Raw genomic sequence first — 17,135 nt, 5'->3', positions numbered from 1 at the left:
GATCCAAAACAGGAACGCTCTAGAGTTCGTTAATTCACTAAGGTTAAATAAAAGGACTTTGTCAGTTGCAATGAACTCGTTAAATCGAAGAAAGCACCAACGACTAAATAGAGCGCAATCCCCGCAAATACAGCAAGAATTATGCCGTAATTATTCAACTTGATTCTTTTTTTCTTATAAATGAAATATGTACCCAGACCAATAATTACCAAGTACGTTCCCCAAATAAGTAATTTTGCGAATGCCTCTTTACTATCCTCAACCGAATTTCTAAAGCTATTTAAATCATCTTCATTAGCAGCATTCTCTGTAATAAAAGCAATCTCGCTTTTGTGGGCGACTTTCCAAGAAAACGAACTTTCTTCTTTTGAAACACTGTATGCATAACCCATAGCTTTCCCTTCACCTATAATTCCTGTATACACCTGTGTATCCTCTTCGCTTTGAGAACATGCAGCCAATAGGAAGCAGAAACAAAACAACGTAAATAGAATGGCTTTTTTCATTTAAATGCACTCCCCCTTGCTAATAAAATAATTTTGGACGAACACACAAGTTCACAACTCAAATCTAGCGTACATTCTTGCAGATGTTGAAGGAGAAAATCGGACCGTATATTCAGTCCCAATTTCCTTCTGAACCTCTTTAGTTAGCAACTGGCCAACTTCATTATGCGTATCTTCCAATTGAATCCCATTCGGAAGCAACACATCTTTATTCCAATCCATCCAGTTTCCATACGCCTGGACCCAGTTCTTCAGTTTTACTTTTAAGATTTTGGAAAGAGGGAAGTCATCAAGTTCAAGGTTGCTGTAGCATTCATCACACCAAATCGCCTCTGCACCCACATCGCCCTCTACTTTTAAATGAAACCCTTCCGTATCGCAAAAACATCTCATATGTCCATATTCTCCCAACTACGACGCGCATTTACCTTCTTTCAGTATACCACCATAAAAAACCATTGTAAAAAGTGGAAAAGCACCGCTCAAATGCGATGCCGTAGAGGATAGATCCTATAATGAAAATCGGGAAATAGTTTACGTAGAGATTGCCTCCAACATCCGCTCGCTAATAAAGCCAACCAATATCCTGATAACGAAGGGTAGAATTTTAGGTGCACCACCCAATTCTAATACGATTCAAAATTGTTTTGAAGCTGGGGTGAGGTGTGCCTGTGCACCACACAACTCAGACTGGATTATGAATACTTCGAATTGTGTTTAAATTGAGCCGTGCACAGGCACGGAACACGCCGGTCGGGATAGAGTGACTGGCACTACACGCACATCATTTGTGGTAAACTAAAGAGTGAGTAGATTAAATATTCTAACTATAACACTCGCTCACAAACATGTCATACTTCTTTATTTGTAAAATGTAAGATCCTATTCTTTTATTTTAAAAAAATTGACAAAGGGAGGAATCAGCGAATGAAAAAACATGTTTTTACATTGTATTTACTAATTGCCATGTGTTTTACTTTAGTCGCGTGTAATGAAGCCAGTGATGATTCATCGAATATAAACAATGATTCGGATAAAACGACTGAATCCAAGAATGATAAGGACGTTGGGGAGGAATCTTCTGATAACGATAAAGAAGAACAAAAGGATGAAGCGGAGAAAGATTTATCTATACCTGATGACATTCCTAAGGATTTTCCATTTCCAGAGGGAATTGTTATTACGAACATAGAAGATAAGTCAGATGAGGATAAAGTCTCGTATTATATCGATTTTAGCTCTGACAACATTGATATGGATGCAGTTTTTGACATGTATCGGGATTACTCCGAAAAGATCAATTACTCGATCACAAATGATGGTGAAGAAACAGCTTTACCTGATGTATATCAATTTGCTTCATTGAAAACATCTAAAGACATGTTTGTTATTACCTTAAGACCAAAGGAAGAAAATGGAGTGATACAAATAGTAGTAGGGAAATGACGAATACACTAAAAGGTAGCAGGAGGATTATTTAATGCGTAAATTTTAGTGAAGGGGGATCTGTGTCTCACGCAATATTGACAGGATACCGAATCGTGTTTAATTTGTACGGTACACGGGCAACCAAGCTCGCCATCATGCATACGTTACAATCGCTTCATCTACGTATAAAAGTACCCGCCACGCCTCTTTACAATGCGTACAGGCGGGTCTATTTGATTAAAAAAATGTGCACCCAGCAAAATTGACACCATTCAAACGCCTATCCTTTTAATTTAATCTCTAAACTTCGCCTTCAAGATACGCTCACTAATAAACCCAACCAACATCCCCGCAAAGACTGGAATGAAAGAAATCTCCGTATGCGTGAGAGATAATTTAATGTGGAGAATATCAATATTCGCGATAGCCCCAATGAGATACAGTACGATCATCGTTCCAAAAGCTGCACTCAACGGAATCCAAAGTGTTTTACCCACAAGCTCACCTCCAACAAGAAATCGATACAGTAAACGAACTACCCAATCCGAACAATTTGAAGACGCATTGCTCCCGCAGGTGTTGGGACGTCTACCACATCTTCGACAGCGCGCCCAAGCAATCCTTTAGCTAGCGGTGAATCGTTTGAAATCGTTCCGTTCAGTGGATCGGCTTCAGCCACACCGATAATTGTATACGTTTCTTCGTCGCCATCAGGCAATTCCTTAAACGTAACAGGGACCCCAAGAACTACTCGATCTCCTATCAGTTCACTTTCGGTAATCAATTCTGCATGCTGAAGCATCTCTTTAACCAGATGGATTCGCTCCTCAATCTGCGCTTGTCCCGTGATCGCTGCCTCATACTCCGAGTCCTCTCTAAAATCACAAAACTTCCGAGCCGCTTGAATCCCTTCCAGCGCTTTTTTTCGTTGATCGGTTTGTAGCAATTCGAGTTCTTTTAATAAATTCTTTTTTCCTGCCTCAGTCATCGGGTGTTTTTTCTGTTTCAAGTGAGGTCGGCTCCTTATGTAGAAAACTGTTTGTGCAGAAAGTGTATAGATTGTGAGGGAGGAAAGCAAGGTGGATACATTTCGTGGCGTCCAAAAAATCAGAAATAATAGTGAACACCCTTAATAATTAGTTTCGTGCCCGAAGTCAAGCCCCCGAAAAGCGGACGCAAGATTTCATGATTGATAGTGTTGAAGTTGAGTGATGCAAAGGCATTCCTAAAGGTCTTTAATATGAGGAAGTTTTAATGATTCCCCCCAAAAAATCCTTAGTTGGATATTAAGGGGGGGTCCTTATTTGTCATACTATTCAAATACTCAATGTGGTAGAATAGACTTATATTAGTTTAGGTTGAATAGTACTAATGGAATTTATATAGGTCCGCAAAACTAAATTATAAAAAGTGGAAATTTACTCAATGGATTAAAATTTATTAGAAGCTATCCAAATTTAAATACTTATTTATGATTATCTGAAATAGTTAGAGAAAGTTTATGTTTTGTAAAAATAACCATCTAAGTAATATATATGTAAAATTATAACTGTTATCCTGGTATGTTAAATGATACAATTAAATTATAATATAAGAATAGTTAGACTTTTAGGGAGGCTGATTTGATGAGCTTCAAAGAATTAGATATAAAACAAGAATATCGGTCATTCAGTGATGATATCATCCAGGATTTTTATATTCCCATTTTAAACGAATCGGTTTCGTACAAAAGGGCAGTAGGTTATTTTTCCTCAACAGCTTTAATTGAAATATCAAAAGGGATAACAGGCTTAGTAAAAAACTCAGGAAAAATTCAATTGATTGCCTCACCACAGTTATCAGAAAATGACATTGAAGCAATTAATCTGGGATATGAATCTCGAGATGAAATTATTGGAAATGCAATTTTAACTGCTTTAGATTTAAGTACAACAGACTATTATGAAAAGAAAAGATTGAATTTATTGGCGAATTTAATTAGTAGTGGAGTATTGGATATTAAAATAGCTTTTATTGAAACTGAACACGGCATTGGAATTTATCATGAAAAGATGGGCCTTTTGGAAGATAACGAGGGTAATAAAATTGTTTTTACAGGATCAATGAATGAAACAAAGTCAGCACTCTCTTATAATTATGAATCATTTGATGTTTTTTGTTCGTGGACAAGTGATATTGCACGAATCAATTCAAAAGAAGATACATTCGATCTACTCTGGAACAATGAAATTGATATGGTGAAAACAATTGACTTTCCTGAAATAGCACTAGAGAAATTCAAAAGTTATATTTTCGAGGAACCAGATTTAGTATTAGACGAAAAGGAGATATATCAAACTAAAACAGAAGAAGTTGAAGTTGGAGTGCCTAGAATTCCTGAAGGGGTTACCTTACATCCTTACCAAAATGAGGCTATAGGTAGTTGGAAAGAGAAAGGATATAGAGGTATATTTGACATGGCTACTGGTACTGGTAAAACATTTACAGGTTTGGGAGCAGTTGCAGAGTTATATAAGGAAAATAAGAGACGTTTAGCAGTAGTGATTGTATGTCCTTATCAACACTTAGTTGAGCAATGGGTAGAGGACATTGAACTTTTTGGTATGAAGCCTATTATAGGTTACTCATCCTCAAAACAGAGAAAATGGAAACAGAATTTGGAGGATGAGATAGAGTACTTTAACTACGATGTTACGTCACATTTTTGTTTTGTAACTACAAATGCAACCTTTTCTTCTGATTATGTACAGAGGATTCTTAGTTTGTTGAATGACGATTTTGTACTAGTTATAGATGAAGCGCATAATTTCGGGGCGGAATATTTGAAAACGAAATTACTTCCTAATGCTAATTTTAGATTAGGTCTTTCTGCAACGATTGATCGACATAATGATGAAGAAGGTACAGGTGCTTTATATAACTATTTTGGAGAGAAATGCATTGAATACACTCTGAAAATGGCAATTGATAACGAAATGTTAACCCCATATTACTATTATCCGATTCCTGTATTTTTAACCAGTGGGGAGTTAGCAGAATATCGAAAGCTAAGTGCAGAATTAGCAAAATTGATTCAAAAAGACAAGTTTGGAAAAGTGACGTTTAGCGAATCGGCGAAATTTCTGTTAATCAAGAGGGCTAGATTAGTCGCCGGGGCACAAAATAAAATTACGGAATTGGAAAAGCAGATATCTAAACACAAAGATGAGTCTCATATGTTAGTTTATTGTGGTGCAGCAACAATTAATGATCCTACATATGTTGAAGGGCAAGCTGATGAAGAGGAAAAGAGGCAAATCGATGTAGTGACAAACCTTCTCGGAAACAAATTGGATATAATGGTTTCAAAATTCACTTCTGAAGAAAGTTCCTCAGAAAGGGAAGAACTTAAAAAAGTTTTTGCCGAGGGAAAACATCTTCAATCATTGATTGCAATTCGCTGCTTAGATGAGGGAGTAAATATTCCAAGCATTAAAACTGCGTTTATACTCGCAAGCAGTACAAATCCAAAAGAATATATTCAAAGGCGTGGAAGGGTACTTAGAAAATTTAAAAGTAAAAAGCATGCTGTGATTTATGACTTCATTACTTTACCAGTGCCGTTTGAGGAAGTCGGAACAATGGAAATCGCTGAATTACAATCATTAAGATCACTACCCCTCAGAGAAATCGAAAGAATAACTGATTTTGCTAGCATTGCAGAGAATTCCTCTGTTGCAGATAATCTAATTAGTGATATAAAGGATTATTATTATTTAAGAGAGATTGGAGTTGAAGAAGATGGTTTCTAATACTGAAGAAAAAATTGAATTAAATAATCTTAAATTAACTGCAATGAAATTTAAAGTTCTTCATTTGGAAAAATTGAATGTAAAAACAAAAGAAAGAACAAAAGGTGAAATGGTAGAATCAATAAGAAAGATTATTGCAGAAGAGATCAATAAAAACATATAAACATACAGGGGCGGTGAAATTTGTGCTAATAAAAAGTATTGAAATGATAAATTTTCGACAATTTAAAGGAAAACAAAGAATTGAATTTTCAAGGGATGAGAATCGGAATATTACATTAATACTTGGTGATAATACGAGTGGAAAAACCACACTTCTGCAAGCGTTTTTATGGTGTCTTTATGGAGTTGCAGATTTTAAAACTAAAGATGCATTGCTAAATCAAATGGTTGCTCAGGAAATGGTTTTTAATTCAAAGAATATGGAAAGCATTTCTATTACAATTGAACTGATGCATCAAGATATTGAATATATAATAACTAGGAAACAAAACTTTTATTTGCGAAATAGAGATGTTAAACAAGATAAAATTAGCGATTTAAAAGTCTCATACAAGAAAGCCGATGGGCAAACTAAAACATTCGAAGGAAATAATAAAAAGAATACGATAGATGAAATATTACCTGAAGATTTATCAGGATATTTTTTCTATGATACAGAACGTTTTGGTAATATCTCAGATAAATCAGATGTCACTGAAGCTGTAAAAAAGCTTTTGGGATTAACTGTGTTAGAAAATACAAGAAATCATATTGGGAGAGAGACTCAAGGAGGTACAGTTCTAGGTATCCTGAATGCGAGTCTAAGTGATAAAGATGATGACGATGCAAAAAAAGCAAGATTGAATTATGAAGAAGCTGAAGAAAAGATGCTAGATACAGAAGAAAGAATCCAAGAAGCAGAAAAGCAAAAAGAAGTGTATGATAATAAAATCACTGTAATACAAGAAACTTTAAAAAATATGCCCTCTTCTTCAAAGTTGCAAATTGAAAAAGAAGAGAAAGAAAGACTTTTACAAAACGAGAAAAATTGGCTATCATCTGAAGAAAAAAACTTTCTTCGACGCTTTAACGACAAACCTTATCTTTTCTTTTTAAAACCTCTATTGCATCAAGCCATAATTAAATTAAAGGATGCTAATATTTCTGACAAAGGAATTACAGATATGAACGCGAAATCTATTAGACATATCATTCAAAGAGGTACTTGCGTCTGCGGTACCGTAGTTGAAGAAAATTCTCAATCGCATAAATATTTATTAGAAGAGTTAGAGTTTCTTCCGCCAAAATCGATTGGGTTACTTCTGAATGGTTTTAAAGAATCAATAAATGCTTACCAAAATGCAGAAAGTGCATATTCTGAAAATCTCCTTTGGAGCTATACTGAAATACTAAAAAACAAAAAAAGAATTAGTAATCTAGAAGAAGAAATTAAGTCGATAAGTGAAAAAATTAAGGCGAATATTTCATCTGCAAGTTACGAGAAAGAATTAGAGGAAAATAGGAAGAAGATTACTGAATTGGGAGTGAAAATAAGTAGATTCTATATATTTATTGGAGAACAAGAACAGATTATTAGAGAAAACAAAAAAAGATATCAGTCAACTATAGGGGTTTCAGAAAAGAATAGAGAAATAAGATTGCATATGGCGTATGCTAAAGAAATTTACGATTGGGTTGATAAAAGTTATTCGAAAAAAGAACAATCAATTAGGGTTGAATTGGAGAAGAAAATCAACGAATACTTTAATAAAATCTATCATGGAAATAGAAGAGTAGAAATTGATGATAGATATCGTGTTTCATTAATTACGACTTCCGGTAATGAGGAAATCAGAACGGATGAATCACAAGGACTTGAAACAGTAAAGAACTTTTCTTTTATAGCGGGATTGGTAGATCTAGCAAAAAGTAAGTTAACCAATACTAATGATGAAGTTAATATAGACACGGAGGCATATCCTCTTATTTTGGATGCACCATTTTCTAATGCGGATGCAAAGCATGTAACTAATATTTCAAAAGTATTACCAGAAGTTGCAGAACAACTTATCCTAATCGTAATGTCTAAAGATTGGGATTACGCAGAAAAAGAAATGGGACTAAAGGTTGGAAAAAGGTATATCCTTGATAAGAAATCTGAAATCCATACGGTGATAGAGGAGGTTAACTAATTTTGTTTACATCTGATTGGGAAATAAAGGGGAAACATGCAGCATATATGAAACAGTTAGTCGAAGATAATAAATTATTCAATAGAAATCTTGATGTTTATATGACCGCGCCATTAATTGGGTATGTAAATGGAAGACAAGAAGAAGCGGATAAGAGTGACCAATATAGTGAAGTGATTAGAAAAATAGGTACTGAGGCACTTCTAAAAGAAAAATCTCAGTTAAATATGATCTATCGTTTGATTATGCTCTTAGATAATACAGATAATTTAACAATTGAAGAACAAGTAAATAGGGCATTTAGGCACGATTCAAATGATGACCTAAAAGAAAAGCATAAAGCAAATATGGAAGTTTTTGAAACGTATGTACGCGGTGGAATTTCAATCCTGTACGAAAAAGTTATTCAAAATGTGACTGTACCGGATGACTATTTTAAGAATATTAGTAATTATATTAAAGAGTATGCTGAGGAACTTAAAGGAATATCGGAAGAGAAAGCAGAGAATGAATTAAATAGCATCTTAAATAATTAAATGTAAAATGAGAAGAGGTTAACAATACTTCTTCTCAAAAAAATGTGAGAATTACTTGCTGGATTGTCATACCAGTGAAAAGGATGGGGAAAATGGGTTATAATCAGCATCAAAGTTTTTTTCTGAGAGATAGATGGTTAGGAAAAGGGTTACGAGAGATAAAAAAAGATCCACATTTTTTCTTCAGTAATGAGGCATTTGAAAAAATTGGTCTTGGAAAAAATATGGTTCAATCTTTAAGGCATTGGCTTGTTGCAGTAGAAGTAGTAGAACCTGTAGGAGCGGGTAAGAATCGGGTGCATGAGTATAAACCTTTAGGTGAATGGATTTTAAAGAACGATCCGGCAATTAAACACTTTGAAACAGCAGCACTCCTACATTACTCAATCGTTTCTAAAATTGAGCCAAGTACGACTTGGTTTTGGTACTTTAATTTATTTACTGAAACAATGGCAAGCAGGGAAGATTTATTTTCAGAACTTAGTCCATGGATTCAAGATAGAGAAACGCGGGTCATTTCTGAAAACTCTATAAAAAGAGATATTGATTGTTTGATACGCATGTATACGGCTGTAGGTGATGACAAAGATCCAGAAGAAGTAACGTCTAGCCCATTAAGTAAATTAGGTATTTTAAGGGAACAGAATGGTGTGGTTCATAAGATTGAACCGATTATACCAAAGGGTAGCTTGTTGTTTGTTAAATATATTTTATTAAAGTATAGCGAAGACAATCAACAGTATGAAATCAGTTTGGAGGACATTATTCATAGAGAAGGATTACTAGGAAAAGCCTTTAATTTGAGTCGTGGGACAATTGTTAGCTTATTAATGGAGTTAGTTGACAATGAAGATTTTCCTCTTCGATTTACAAGAACAAATAATTTAGATATGGTGTCAATTCCCACTATTAAACCTGATGAGTTTTTGGAGAATGCATCATTATGAAAGGTTGTTATAGAAATTGGTTTTAAATAGTTCTTTTAAAACAAGTGTAAATATAAAGTTTGACTTGGGAAATGAAGATTTTGTTAGACGGTATTTGCCGACGCCTTCTCATGCAGAATCACTAATAGGGCTAGCAGAAGGATTTGTAAGTAAACAAGGAAATTCTGCTCATATTATGATTGGACCTTATGGTAGCGGAAAGTCTCTTGTTGCCACAATCGTCGCAAACTTTGTCTCGAAGGCAATTAAAGAAAATGAAATAAACGTTCTTGTAAACAAGTTTGACAAAGTTCACCAAGAAGTATTTCAAAGTTTATTGGGTCTAAGAAAATTGAAAAGAAAATATATACCTATTACCTTGAGTGGAAGGGAAGGGGTATTTAGTGATGTTGTGATTACCTCAATAATAGATGAGCTAAGAGAAAGAGGCATAAGTGTTCAGTTACCGGGCGAAAGAAACAGAGTCAAGAAAATCGTTAACGAGTGGTACAAAGAGTATCCGAATACATATAAGGAGTTATCTTCTTTACTAGAAACTCGAAATCAAAAACCTGATACATGGTTAAAAATAATAGAGGGAGGTTCTTCAACCGAGTTAAATTGGTTTAAATCTGTTTACCCCAATTTATCTTCAGGAGCTAGTTTTCCAACTGATAATGGCGGAAGTTTTATTGAACAAATAGAAATTATTTTAGATAAATTAAAAAAAGAAAATATTGGCTTGTTCATTGTATATGATGAGTTTGGAAGGTTTTTGCAAACGATAGATCATCAAGAAGTATATAAGGCCATGCAAGATTTACAAGATTTAGCTGAGATTGCAAATAGATCTAGTAAACATATTCAGGTGCTGCTGATTTCACATAAGAGTATGTCTCAATATATGTACGGATTTAATATTGAATATCAATCTGAATTTCAAAGAATCGAAAAAAGATTTATTACTTACTTTGTTGAAAGTGATACAGCAACCTACTACCGAATAGCAGATCAATATTTAACCAATATAGCGGAGCAACATTCTCTTGAAGAACCTAAGATAAATGAGATGATAATGAATTTACGTAAATTCAATTTATTTCAAGAATTGAATCAGCAAGAGGTAGAAAGACTTATTGTTGAGGGTTCTTATCCTATTCATCCAGTAGTCTTGTATCTACTGCCAAGAATCTCAAAAGTTTTTGGACAGAACGAACGAACATTATTTACCTTTCTTGAAAGTGAGGAGACCGGAGGTCTGAAAAACCATGTCCGAAAAAGTTCCTCCTACTATTACGCCGACAATCTCTTTGAGTATTTCTTTGCGAAGAACCTAGATACCTATCAAAACGTTGATGTTATTAACTCACTAAAAACTTTCAAAATTATTGAAATGAATTTAAAAAAAGACGAAGAAACACATGATCTTTACCATGTCTTGAAGTTAATAACGCTTTGGGAAATCTCACATTCAAATTCAATCTATAAAATAGATAGTGATTTAATCGCCTTCGCTATCGGACTTAAGAAAACTCGAGTTGAAGAGTTATTAGAAGAGCTTAATAAGAAAAAGTTTGTTCGATTTAATCGCATATTATTACAATGGGAACTTATGAAAGGTAGCTCAGTTGTCGTTGATGAGTTGATTGATGAAAAAATTGCAGAACTCAGAATAACTCAACAAAAAAGACTATCTTTCTTAAGTGGTAATTTGAAGAAGAGATATTTTCTAGCTTCAGGATATAATGATAAAAAAGATATGACACGGTTTATGAAGGTAGATTTAATGGACTCGAAAGAGTTTTTAAAAAATGATACTAATGAACACTCCTTAATGAAAGAAGATGCGGATGGATACATTTATTTAATTATCCTGGATAGTAAAAGCGATTTAAAATTTGTTACAGAAAAAATTAAAGATATACAATGTGAATTCTTAATGTTTGCTGTCCTCACAGAAGATTTTAAAATGATTCAACAACAGGTAGATCGAGAGATGGTTATTAGTACTATTCTTACTGATAAAAAAACGCTTTCCGAACATGCTGAACTTGAAAATGAATTAGTTCTCTTACATGAAGAATTAATGTATGAAATATCTTCTTTTATCAATGTGTTTTTGGAGTTTAAATCCAACGTGAAATGGTTTAATCAAAAGAAATCCTTAAATCTAAAAAGTATCGTAGATTTAGTAGATAAAATCAGCAATATCATGGATAAAGCATATGGTAATACGCCTATTGTAATGAATGATTCGGTTAATAGAATGAATGTAATTGGTATACAGAAAGCATCGTTACAAAAAGTATTAGACGGTGTGTTGGAATCGTTTGACCAGCCCAATATTGGGATTGAGGGACAAGGGCCAGACTATCTAATCTATGCAACAGTCATAAAAAACAATGAAATAAATCTATTAGAGTTAGATAAATTAAAGGATGAAAACTTAAAAGAAATTCGAAAGAAGTTGCTTGTCCAAATAAAAGAAAATCCAAAAGATAGTCTTCGTCAAATTACAAAGATACTTTCATGTCCACCTTATGGAATAAGAAAGCCGCTGATTCCTTTGTTTGTTACAATACTATTAAGAGATAAATGGGATCAGTTGATGTTTTATAGAAATTCGATGTATATCCCAGCACTAGAAGCCGAAAAGATATATGAAATGTTTGATGAGCCTAGTGAATATAGCTATGATTTTCATGATTATTCTGAGGTACTTATTGAAATGATGAACAAAGTAGAAAATCATCTTTCAAGTTATATTAGTGAACATGTATTGGACAACACTCCGTTAATACGCGTGAGTAGCGGTTTGCTCAATTGGCTTCGTAAATTACCAAGACATACTCAAATATCCAATAAACTATCAGATCAAGAGCTGGAGTTAAAAGAAATCATTAGAAAAAGTGAAATTAATCCTTTAGCTAGTATTGAGCATTTAACTAAAATTTATGGCGATAATTTTGAAGAATTAAAATTAGTTATATCTAAACTTGAGGAGTCTCATAGTAAGTTTATTCAAGAGGTTGAAAAATATTTACTTAGCCAGTTATCTATAGCGGGTTTCACAGAAAAAGAAAACTATCTAAACGAATTTGAATCTAGTAAAGTACTGAAGAATCGCTTGCTAGCTTCATTAAAAGAAACAAACACTATTGAGGATTTCACATCGAAATACATTGGTATTGAGACGAACAATTGGTCGGATACAACGTATGAGTTATTTGTGGAACAACTGAAGAATGATATCGAGAATTTCAATGAGCGAGACGTTACAAGTGCTGAAGTTGTTGAATTGACCTATAATAACAAGTATAAGCAAATTAAGAAAATGGATTTGTCCACTAAGTCTAAAGTGATTTACGATAATCTAAATCGTATGATAAAATCTGCTGGTCGAAGTGTACCTGAGGAAGAAGTTAACTATATTCTATTTAAATTAATAGAAGAACACATTGAATAGGAGAGGTTAAGATGACTAGAAAACCAGTCCATGTAGCAATGTATAGTGGGGGTGCGTCTAGTGCTTTTGTGGCCTATCAAATGGTACAAGCGCATGGAAAAGAAAATTGTATCCTATTTTTTACTAATACGCTTTGGGAAGATGAGGATAATTATAGATTTATGGAAGAGGTTGCCGAATATATAGGAATTGAAGTTACTGAACGTATGGATGGACGAACTCCTGAGGAGGTGTTTTACGATACACGCTTCCTTGGTAATTCTCGTTTGGCACGATGTTCAGAAGAACTTAAAGTTAAACAAACTATAGTATTTTTGGAAGAGCTTCGAGATGAGCGAAACCTAGAACCTATTCTTTATTTCGGTATTGGTCCTCATGAATCGCATCGGGCGGAAAATCTAACGGCATTTTATGAGCACAATCCGATTGAGCCTGTTGAGACTCGTTTCCCGATGATTGAAACATTCCGTGAAGATATAGATGTTAAAGCGATTATCGAGCAGGAGTGGGGTATTGAGTTGCCACGTATGTATGCGTTAGGTTTTTCACATGCGAATTGTGCAGGGCGTTGCGTTCGAGGTGGATTCCAACATTATGCGCAGCTTTATCAAGTGTGGCCGGATCAGTACGCTCTTCAAGAAGAGATGGAAGTGAATTTTCGAAAGCATTTTGACAAAAATGTTACAATTTTGAAAAAAGATGGCGGTCCATATACTTTAAAAGAATATAGAGAACGAATGGATAGGGAAGGCGTTGAAGGGTTTCTTAAAATACAAGATGATACAGTCCCTTGTGTTTGTTCATTTTCATAAACTTAAATTTTAATGTTGAATCATTTCCAAATGGTCATTGTTTCTTCCATTAATTAGTCAATCGTATAATACCGTATTACAAAATGATTTTGAATCATTTTGTAATATGGTATTTTTTGGTTATATAGTTCTAAGGTTTGGTACATACGTAAGTGTAAAATAGTGTGCATAATTTTACGCTTACGCAGTAGCTTCAAAAAATGTCCATTCTAGTATAGCGTTTACAAACAACTGAATAGCGTTAACGAAGAACTAAAGAAATACAAGTCCTAGTATGGTAAAATTATACTATATACACAAAAATATAATTAAATTATAAATACCCAAAACTAATGTTGATGCAATACAACGATTTGACAGATTCATAAATAAATACCAAGGAAGTGAAGAGATGATTATATATGAATCTACAAAAGAGCAATTTGTAGGAGATATTGTGAACGAATTACTGATTGATCGATTGTATAATTCATACCAAGAAAAAATCGGGCGTACATCGAAATCTGAAATACGTTCATGGGAAAATTCATTGCAAAAAATGTCCAATGTCATGCAGGATGACGAGATTCCAAATGACTCATCCATCGCAATCGAATTTAATATTCCAAACACATCAAAGCGCGTTGATTTTATTATCGCTGGAAACGATGGAAATCAAGATCATGTAGTTATTGTTGAATTAAAACAGTGGGAAACCGTTGAGAAAATAGAGTCGAGAGACGCCATTGTAAAAACATATCTTGGAAGAGGACTTCGAGAAACGACACATCCTTCCTATCAAGCCTGGTCTTACGCAGCATTGATAGAAGATTTTAATGAAAATGTACAACTTCAAGATATAAAATTAAAACCATGCGCATATTTACACAACTACCGAAAAGTTGAGAACGATCCTTTAACGGATAGCCATTATGAAGATCATTTGGAAAAAGCGCCGGTTTTTACGAAAGGTGAAATTGAAAAACTTCGTACATTTATTAAGAAATACATAAAAAAAGGCGATGAAAATAACCTTATCTATCAGATTGAACATGGTAGAATCAGACCATCAAAGTCCTTACAAGATGCATTAAATAATATGTTAAAAGGTAATGAAGAATTTATCATGATTGATGAGCAAAAGGTTTTTTTCGAAGAAGCTTTTCATCTGGCATTGAATAGTGTCGAAACGGATACAAAACAAGTAATGATAGTTGAAGGAGGGCCTGGTACCGGAAAATCTGTATTGGCCATTAATCTACTTGTTAAGTTGATAGGAAGAGAGTTAGTTGCAATGTATGTAACAAAAAATGCAGCTCCTCGCAATATTTATTCGACAAAATTAAAAAGTGATTTCAAGAAATCTCATATCGATAATTTGTTTAAAGGTTCCGGAAGCTTTACAGAAGTAGAACTCAATGAATTTGATATCTTGATTGTCGATGAAGCACACCGATTAAATGAAAAATCAGGGATGTTTAAAAATAAAGGAGAAAACCAGATTAAAGAGTTAATAAAGGGGTCTCACTTTACAATCTTCTTCATTGATGAAAATCAAAAAGTCACGTTGAGTGACATTGGGAGTATTGAAACGATTGAAAACTATGCACGTGAATTTGGTGCAGAAATTATTAAACGGGAGTTAGTATCACAATTTCGTTGTGATGGATCTGATGGGTATATCGCATGGTTAGACGATGTACTACAAATCAGAGAAACTGCGAATGTTAACGATATGGGAATGGATTATGAGTTTCAGATATTCGATGACCCCAATAGTATGCTTGCTGAAATTGAGAAGTTAAATAAACGAAATAATAAATCCCGAATAATGGCAGGATATTGTTGGGAGTGGCCAAAAACTAATCGACGAGATGTTGAGCACTTTGATATTACAATAACGGAACAAGATTTTGGAATCAGCTGGAACATCGAGAACACGTGGGCAATTGAAAACTCTTCAGTAAGAGAAGCTGGGTGCATTCATACAGCGCAAGGGCTTGAGTTTGACTATGTAGGTGTCATTATTGGAAACGATTTAAGGGTTGAGGATGGTAAGCTTGTCACTGATTTTACGAAGAGAGCTAAAACCGATCAGTCTCTAAGAGGTATTAAAAAATTGGCAAAAGAAAATCCTGAAAAGGCTCACGCACTTGCAGATCCCCTTATTCGTAATACGTATAGAACGTTAATGACGAGAGGGCAAAAAGGATGCTTTCTTTATTGTACAGATCCAGAATTACAGGCGTATTTTAAGAAACGATTGGAAAAGGTGAATATGTATAGAAGAAAGAGAGAGATAGATTTGTACTTGGTTGATAAAGGTGTGGACTATATTTAACGTGCTTCAGGAATGCCAAAGTACAAAACAAATCTGGAGGAGTCACAGTGATTCGACAAAATCAAAAAAAACAATCTAATGAAGAACGTTTAAAAGAAATCACTTTATTGTTAAATGAAGAAAAGCAAAAAACTCCCCTTGAGTTTACAGCTCGAATAGCCGACTTATCACGCAAGATGGTTCGCATAAAAAAGGTGATGGGCATTCTTACACAGGAAGAACAAGATCAATTGGTTCGTTCCATGATGGCCTACGCGTTTCATATGAAAACTGGAGAACATAAGGATCGGTATGCAGCAAAAACTACGTTTGAACAAATATTGAAAATAGATCCCAAGAATGCCGAGGCGAATTACCGCTATGCGTTTCTTTATTACGAGGACAGAGATTGGATTCAAGCAATCAATCATTTCAACAAGGCGCTTCAAGACGAGGATTCTGCGTTTCCATTATGGGACGATCAACTGATTAAGGCGCATCTTTTTATCTGTTATTGTTAAATTTCAGGTACCTGTGTGAGGAAGTATTCAGTTTATTAACTTCAATTGCATAAAGTGAAAATGGGATATTGACTATATAGTCTTTGTCGATGTCCTTTCAAATTTTTATCCGAATTGGTGAATTTTCATAATTCAACATTGCACAGGTACTTTTCACTATTGTTAAAGTGTCCGAAGGATCCTCAGTAACAATTTATCTCGGAAGCCACTCATCACCTCGATTTCCACACTTTTTATTTTTAATATTATCTTGTCTCTTGACGGTTCTTCTACGACGCAGGAGACCCAAGCGGTTTCTTGCTTTTTCAATATGGGCGACTCTTTACGCAACCAGTATTTCATCGTGTAAATTTTGATATCTTTTTTCTCGCACCACTGCGCCAAGCTTTCTCCACTTTGTCGATATTCACTGATTTGTTCTGTCCAATATATTGCTTTCTCTTTTCTTTTCAAAAAAACTCCTCCCAGAAATTCTATTCTGGAAAGAGTATCTCATGAAGAGTCTTCTATTGAAACGTGTGCACTGTTTGACGCTTACTTATATGCGAACCCTTCCATAGAAGAAATGTTGGAGAATATGAATCTGCTTTAATAAATATATTGGAAAGCTGTAATTGTTAATCTAATATTAAATAAACTATTATGATTGGTCGTATGGGCAACAATAAAACCACAC

General features: G+C 34.3%; 15 protein-coding genes. 10 read left to right on the top strand and 5 right to left on the bottom strand.

All coding sequences use genetic code 11. From position 1 onward, the window contains the following. Positions 1-29: 29 nt before the first annotated feature. Together ACXYMX_RS09005 and ACXYMX_RS09000 are read right to left on the bottom strand one after the other, a co-directional pair. Complete coding sequence (locus tag ACXYMX_RS09005; protein WP_459043921.1) at positions 30-506, bottom strand: hypothetical protein; 477 nt, start codon at positions 504-506, stop codon at positions 30-32. Positions 507-557: 51 nt separating this feature from the next. Beyond that, positions 558-899 (bottom strand): hypothetical protein, encoded by a 342-nt coding sequence (locus ACXYMX_RS09000; RefSeq protein WP_459043920.1) that lies wholly within the window; start codon positions 897-899, stop codon positions 558-560. A 534-nt stretch (positions 900-1,433) separates the two neighbouring features. Here ACXYMX_RS09000 and ACXYMX_RS08995 point away from each other — a divergent pair. Beyond that, the gene (locus ACXYMX_RS08995; RefSeq protein ID WP_459043919.1) at positions 1,434-1,952 is read left to right on the top strand and encodes a hypothetical protein; all 519 of its coding nucleotides are present in this window, start codon (positions 1,434-1,436) and stop codon (positions 1,950-1,952) included. A 275-nt stretch (positions 1,953-2,227) separates the two neighbouring features. Here the strand turns inward: ACXYMX_RS08995 and ACXYMX_RS08990 are convergent, their stop codons facing one another. Both ACXYMX_RS08990 and greA read right to left on the bottom strand, forming a co-directional pair. Then, positions 2,228-2,431 (bottom strand): ATPase, encoded by a 204-nt coding sequence (locus ACXYMX_RS08990; protein ID WP_459043918.1) that lies wholly within the window; start codon positions 2,429-2,431, stop codon positions 2,228-2,230. Between the two features lie 38 nt (positions 2,432-2,469). Further along, the gene (gene greA, locus ACXYMX_RS08985; RefSeq protein WP_459043917.1) at positions 2,470-2,943 is read right to left on the bottom strand and encodes a transcription elongation factor GreA; all 474 of its coding nucleotides are present in this window, start codon (positions 2,941-2,943) and stop codon (positions 2,470-2,472) included. 616 nt (positions 2,944-3,559) lie between these two features. On the opposite strand from greA, the gene ACXYMX_RS08980 reads away from it, so the two are divergent. The 9 genes from ACXYMX_RS08980 (at position 3,560) to ACXYMX_RS08940 (ending at position 16,459) form a co-directional block, all read left to right on the top strand. Further along, positions 3,560-5,725 (top strand): DEAD/DEAH box helicase family protein, encoded by a 2,166-nt coding sequence (locus tag ACXYMX_RS08980; RefSeq protein ID WP_459043916.1) that lies wholly within the window; start codon positions 3,560-3,562, stop codon positions 5,723-5,725. Continuing rightward, the gene (locus ACXYMX_RS08975) at positions 5,706-5,888 is read left to right on the top strand and encodes a hypothetical protein (RefSeq protein WP_459043915.1); all 183 of its coding nucleotides are present in this window, start codon (positions 5,706-5,708) and stop codon (positions 5,886-5,888) included. The genes ACXYMX_RS08980 and ACXYMX_RS08975 overlap by 20 nt, the downstream gene beginning before the upstream one ends. 22 nt (positions 5,889-5,910) lie before the next feature. Next, entirely contained in the window at positions 5,911-7,899 is a 1,989-nt protein-coding gene (locus ACXYMX_RS08970; RefSeq protein ID WP_459043914.1) for an AAA family ATPase, read from the top strand. A gap of 2 nt (positions 7,900-7,901) precedes the next feature. Continuing rightward, on the top strand, positions 7,902-8,435 hold the full coding sequence (locus ACXYMX_RS08965; RefSeq protein WP_459043913.1) for a hypothetical protein: 534 nt from the start codon (positions 7,902-7,904) through the stop codon (positions 8,433-8,435). Positions 8,436-8,527: 92 nt separating this feature from the next. Beyond that, positions 8,528-9,382 carry a DUF4007 family protein gene (locus tag ACXYMX_RS08960; RefSeq protein ID WP_459043912.1) on the top strand — a complete coding sequence of 285 codons (855 nt, stop codon included), beginning with the start codon at positions 8,528-8,530 and terminating at the stop codon, positions 9,380-9,382. A 16-nt stretch (positions 9,383-9,398) separates the two neighbouring features. Further along, complete coding sequence (locus ACXYMX_RS08955) at positions 9,399-12,827, top strand: hypothetical protein (RefSeq protein ID WP_459043911.1); 3,429 nt, start codon at positions 9,399-9,401, stop codon at positions 12,825-12,827. A gap of 11 nt (positions 12,828-12,838) precedes the next feature. Beyond that, positions 12,839-13,639: a hypothetical protein gene (locus ACXYMX_RS08950; protein WP_459043910.1), complete on the top strand. Its 801-nt coding sequence runs from the start codon at positions 12,839-12,841 to the stop codon at positions 13,637-13,639. 391 nt (positions 13,640-14,030) lie between these two features. Then, positions 14,031-15,959, top strand: a complete 1,929-nt coding sequence (locus ACXYMX_RS08945) for a DNA/RNA helicase domain-containing protein (RefSeq protein WP_459043909.1) — start codon at positions 14,031-14,033, stop codon at positions 15,957-15,959. Positions 15,960-16,006: 47 nt separating this feature from the next. Beyond that, complete coding sequence (locus ACXYMX_RS08940; protein ID WP_459043908.1) at positions 16,007-16,459, top strand: tetratricopeptide repeat protein; 453 nt, start codon at positions 16,007-16,009, stop codon at positions 16,457-16,459. A gap of 162 nt (positions 16,460-16,621) precedes the next feature. Here the strand turns inward: ACXYMX_RS08940 and tnpA are convergent, their stop codons facing one another. Further along, positions 16,622-16,912 carry an IS66 family insertion sequence element accessory protein TnpA gene (tnpA, locus tag ACXYMX_RS08935; protein ID WP_459043907.1) on the bottom strand — a complete coding sequence of 97 codons (291 nt, stop codon included), beginning with the start codon at positions 16,910-16,912 and terminating at the stop codon, positions 16,622-16,624. Positions 16,913-17,135 lie beyond the last annotated feature (223 nt).

The sequence above is a fragment of the Sporosarcina sp. CAU 1771 genome, assembly GCF_054482775.1.
Note: the sequence above shows the minus strand (reverse complement) of the source record. Positions and strands in the feature narration are given on the sequence as shown.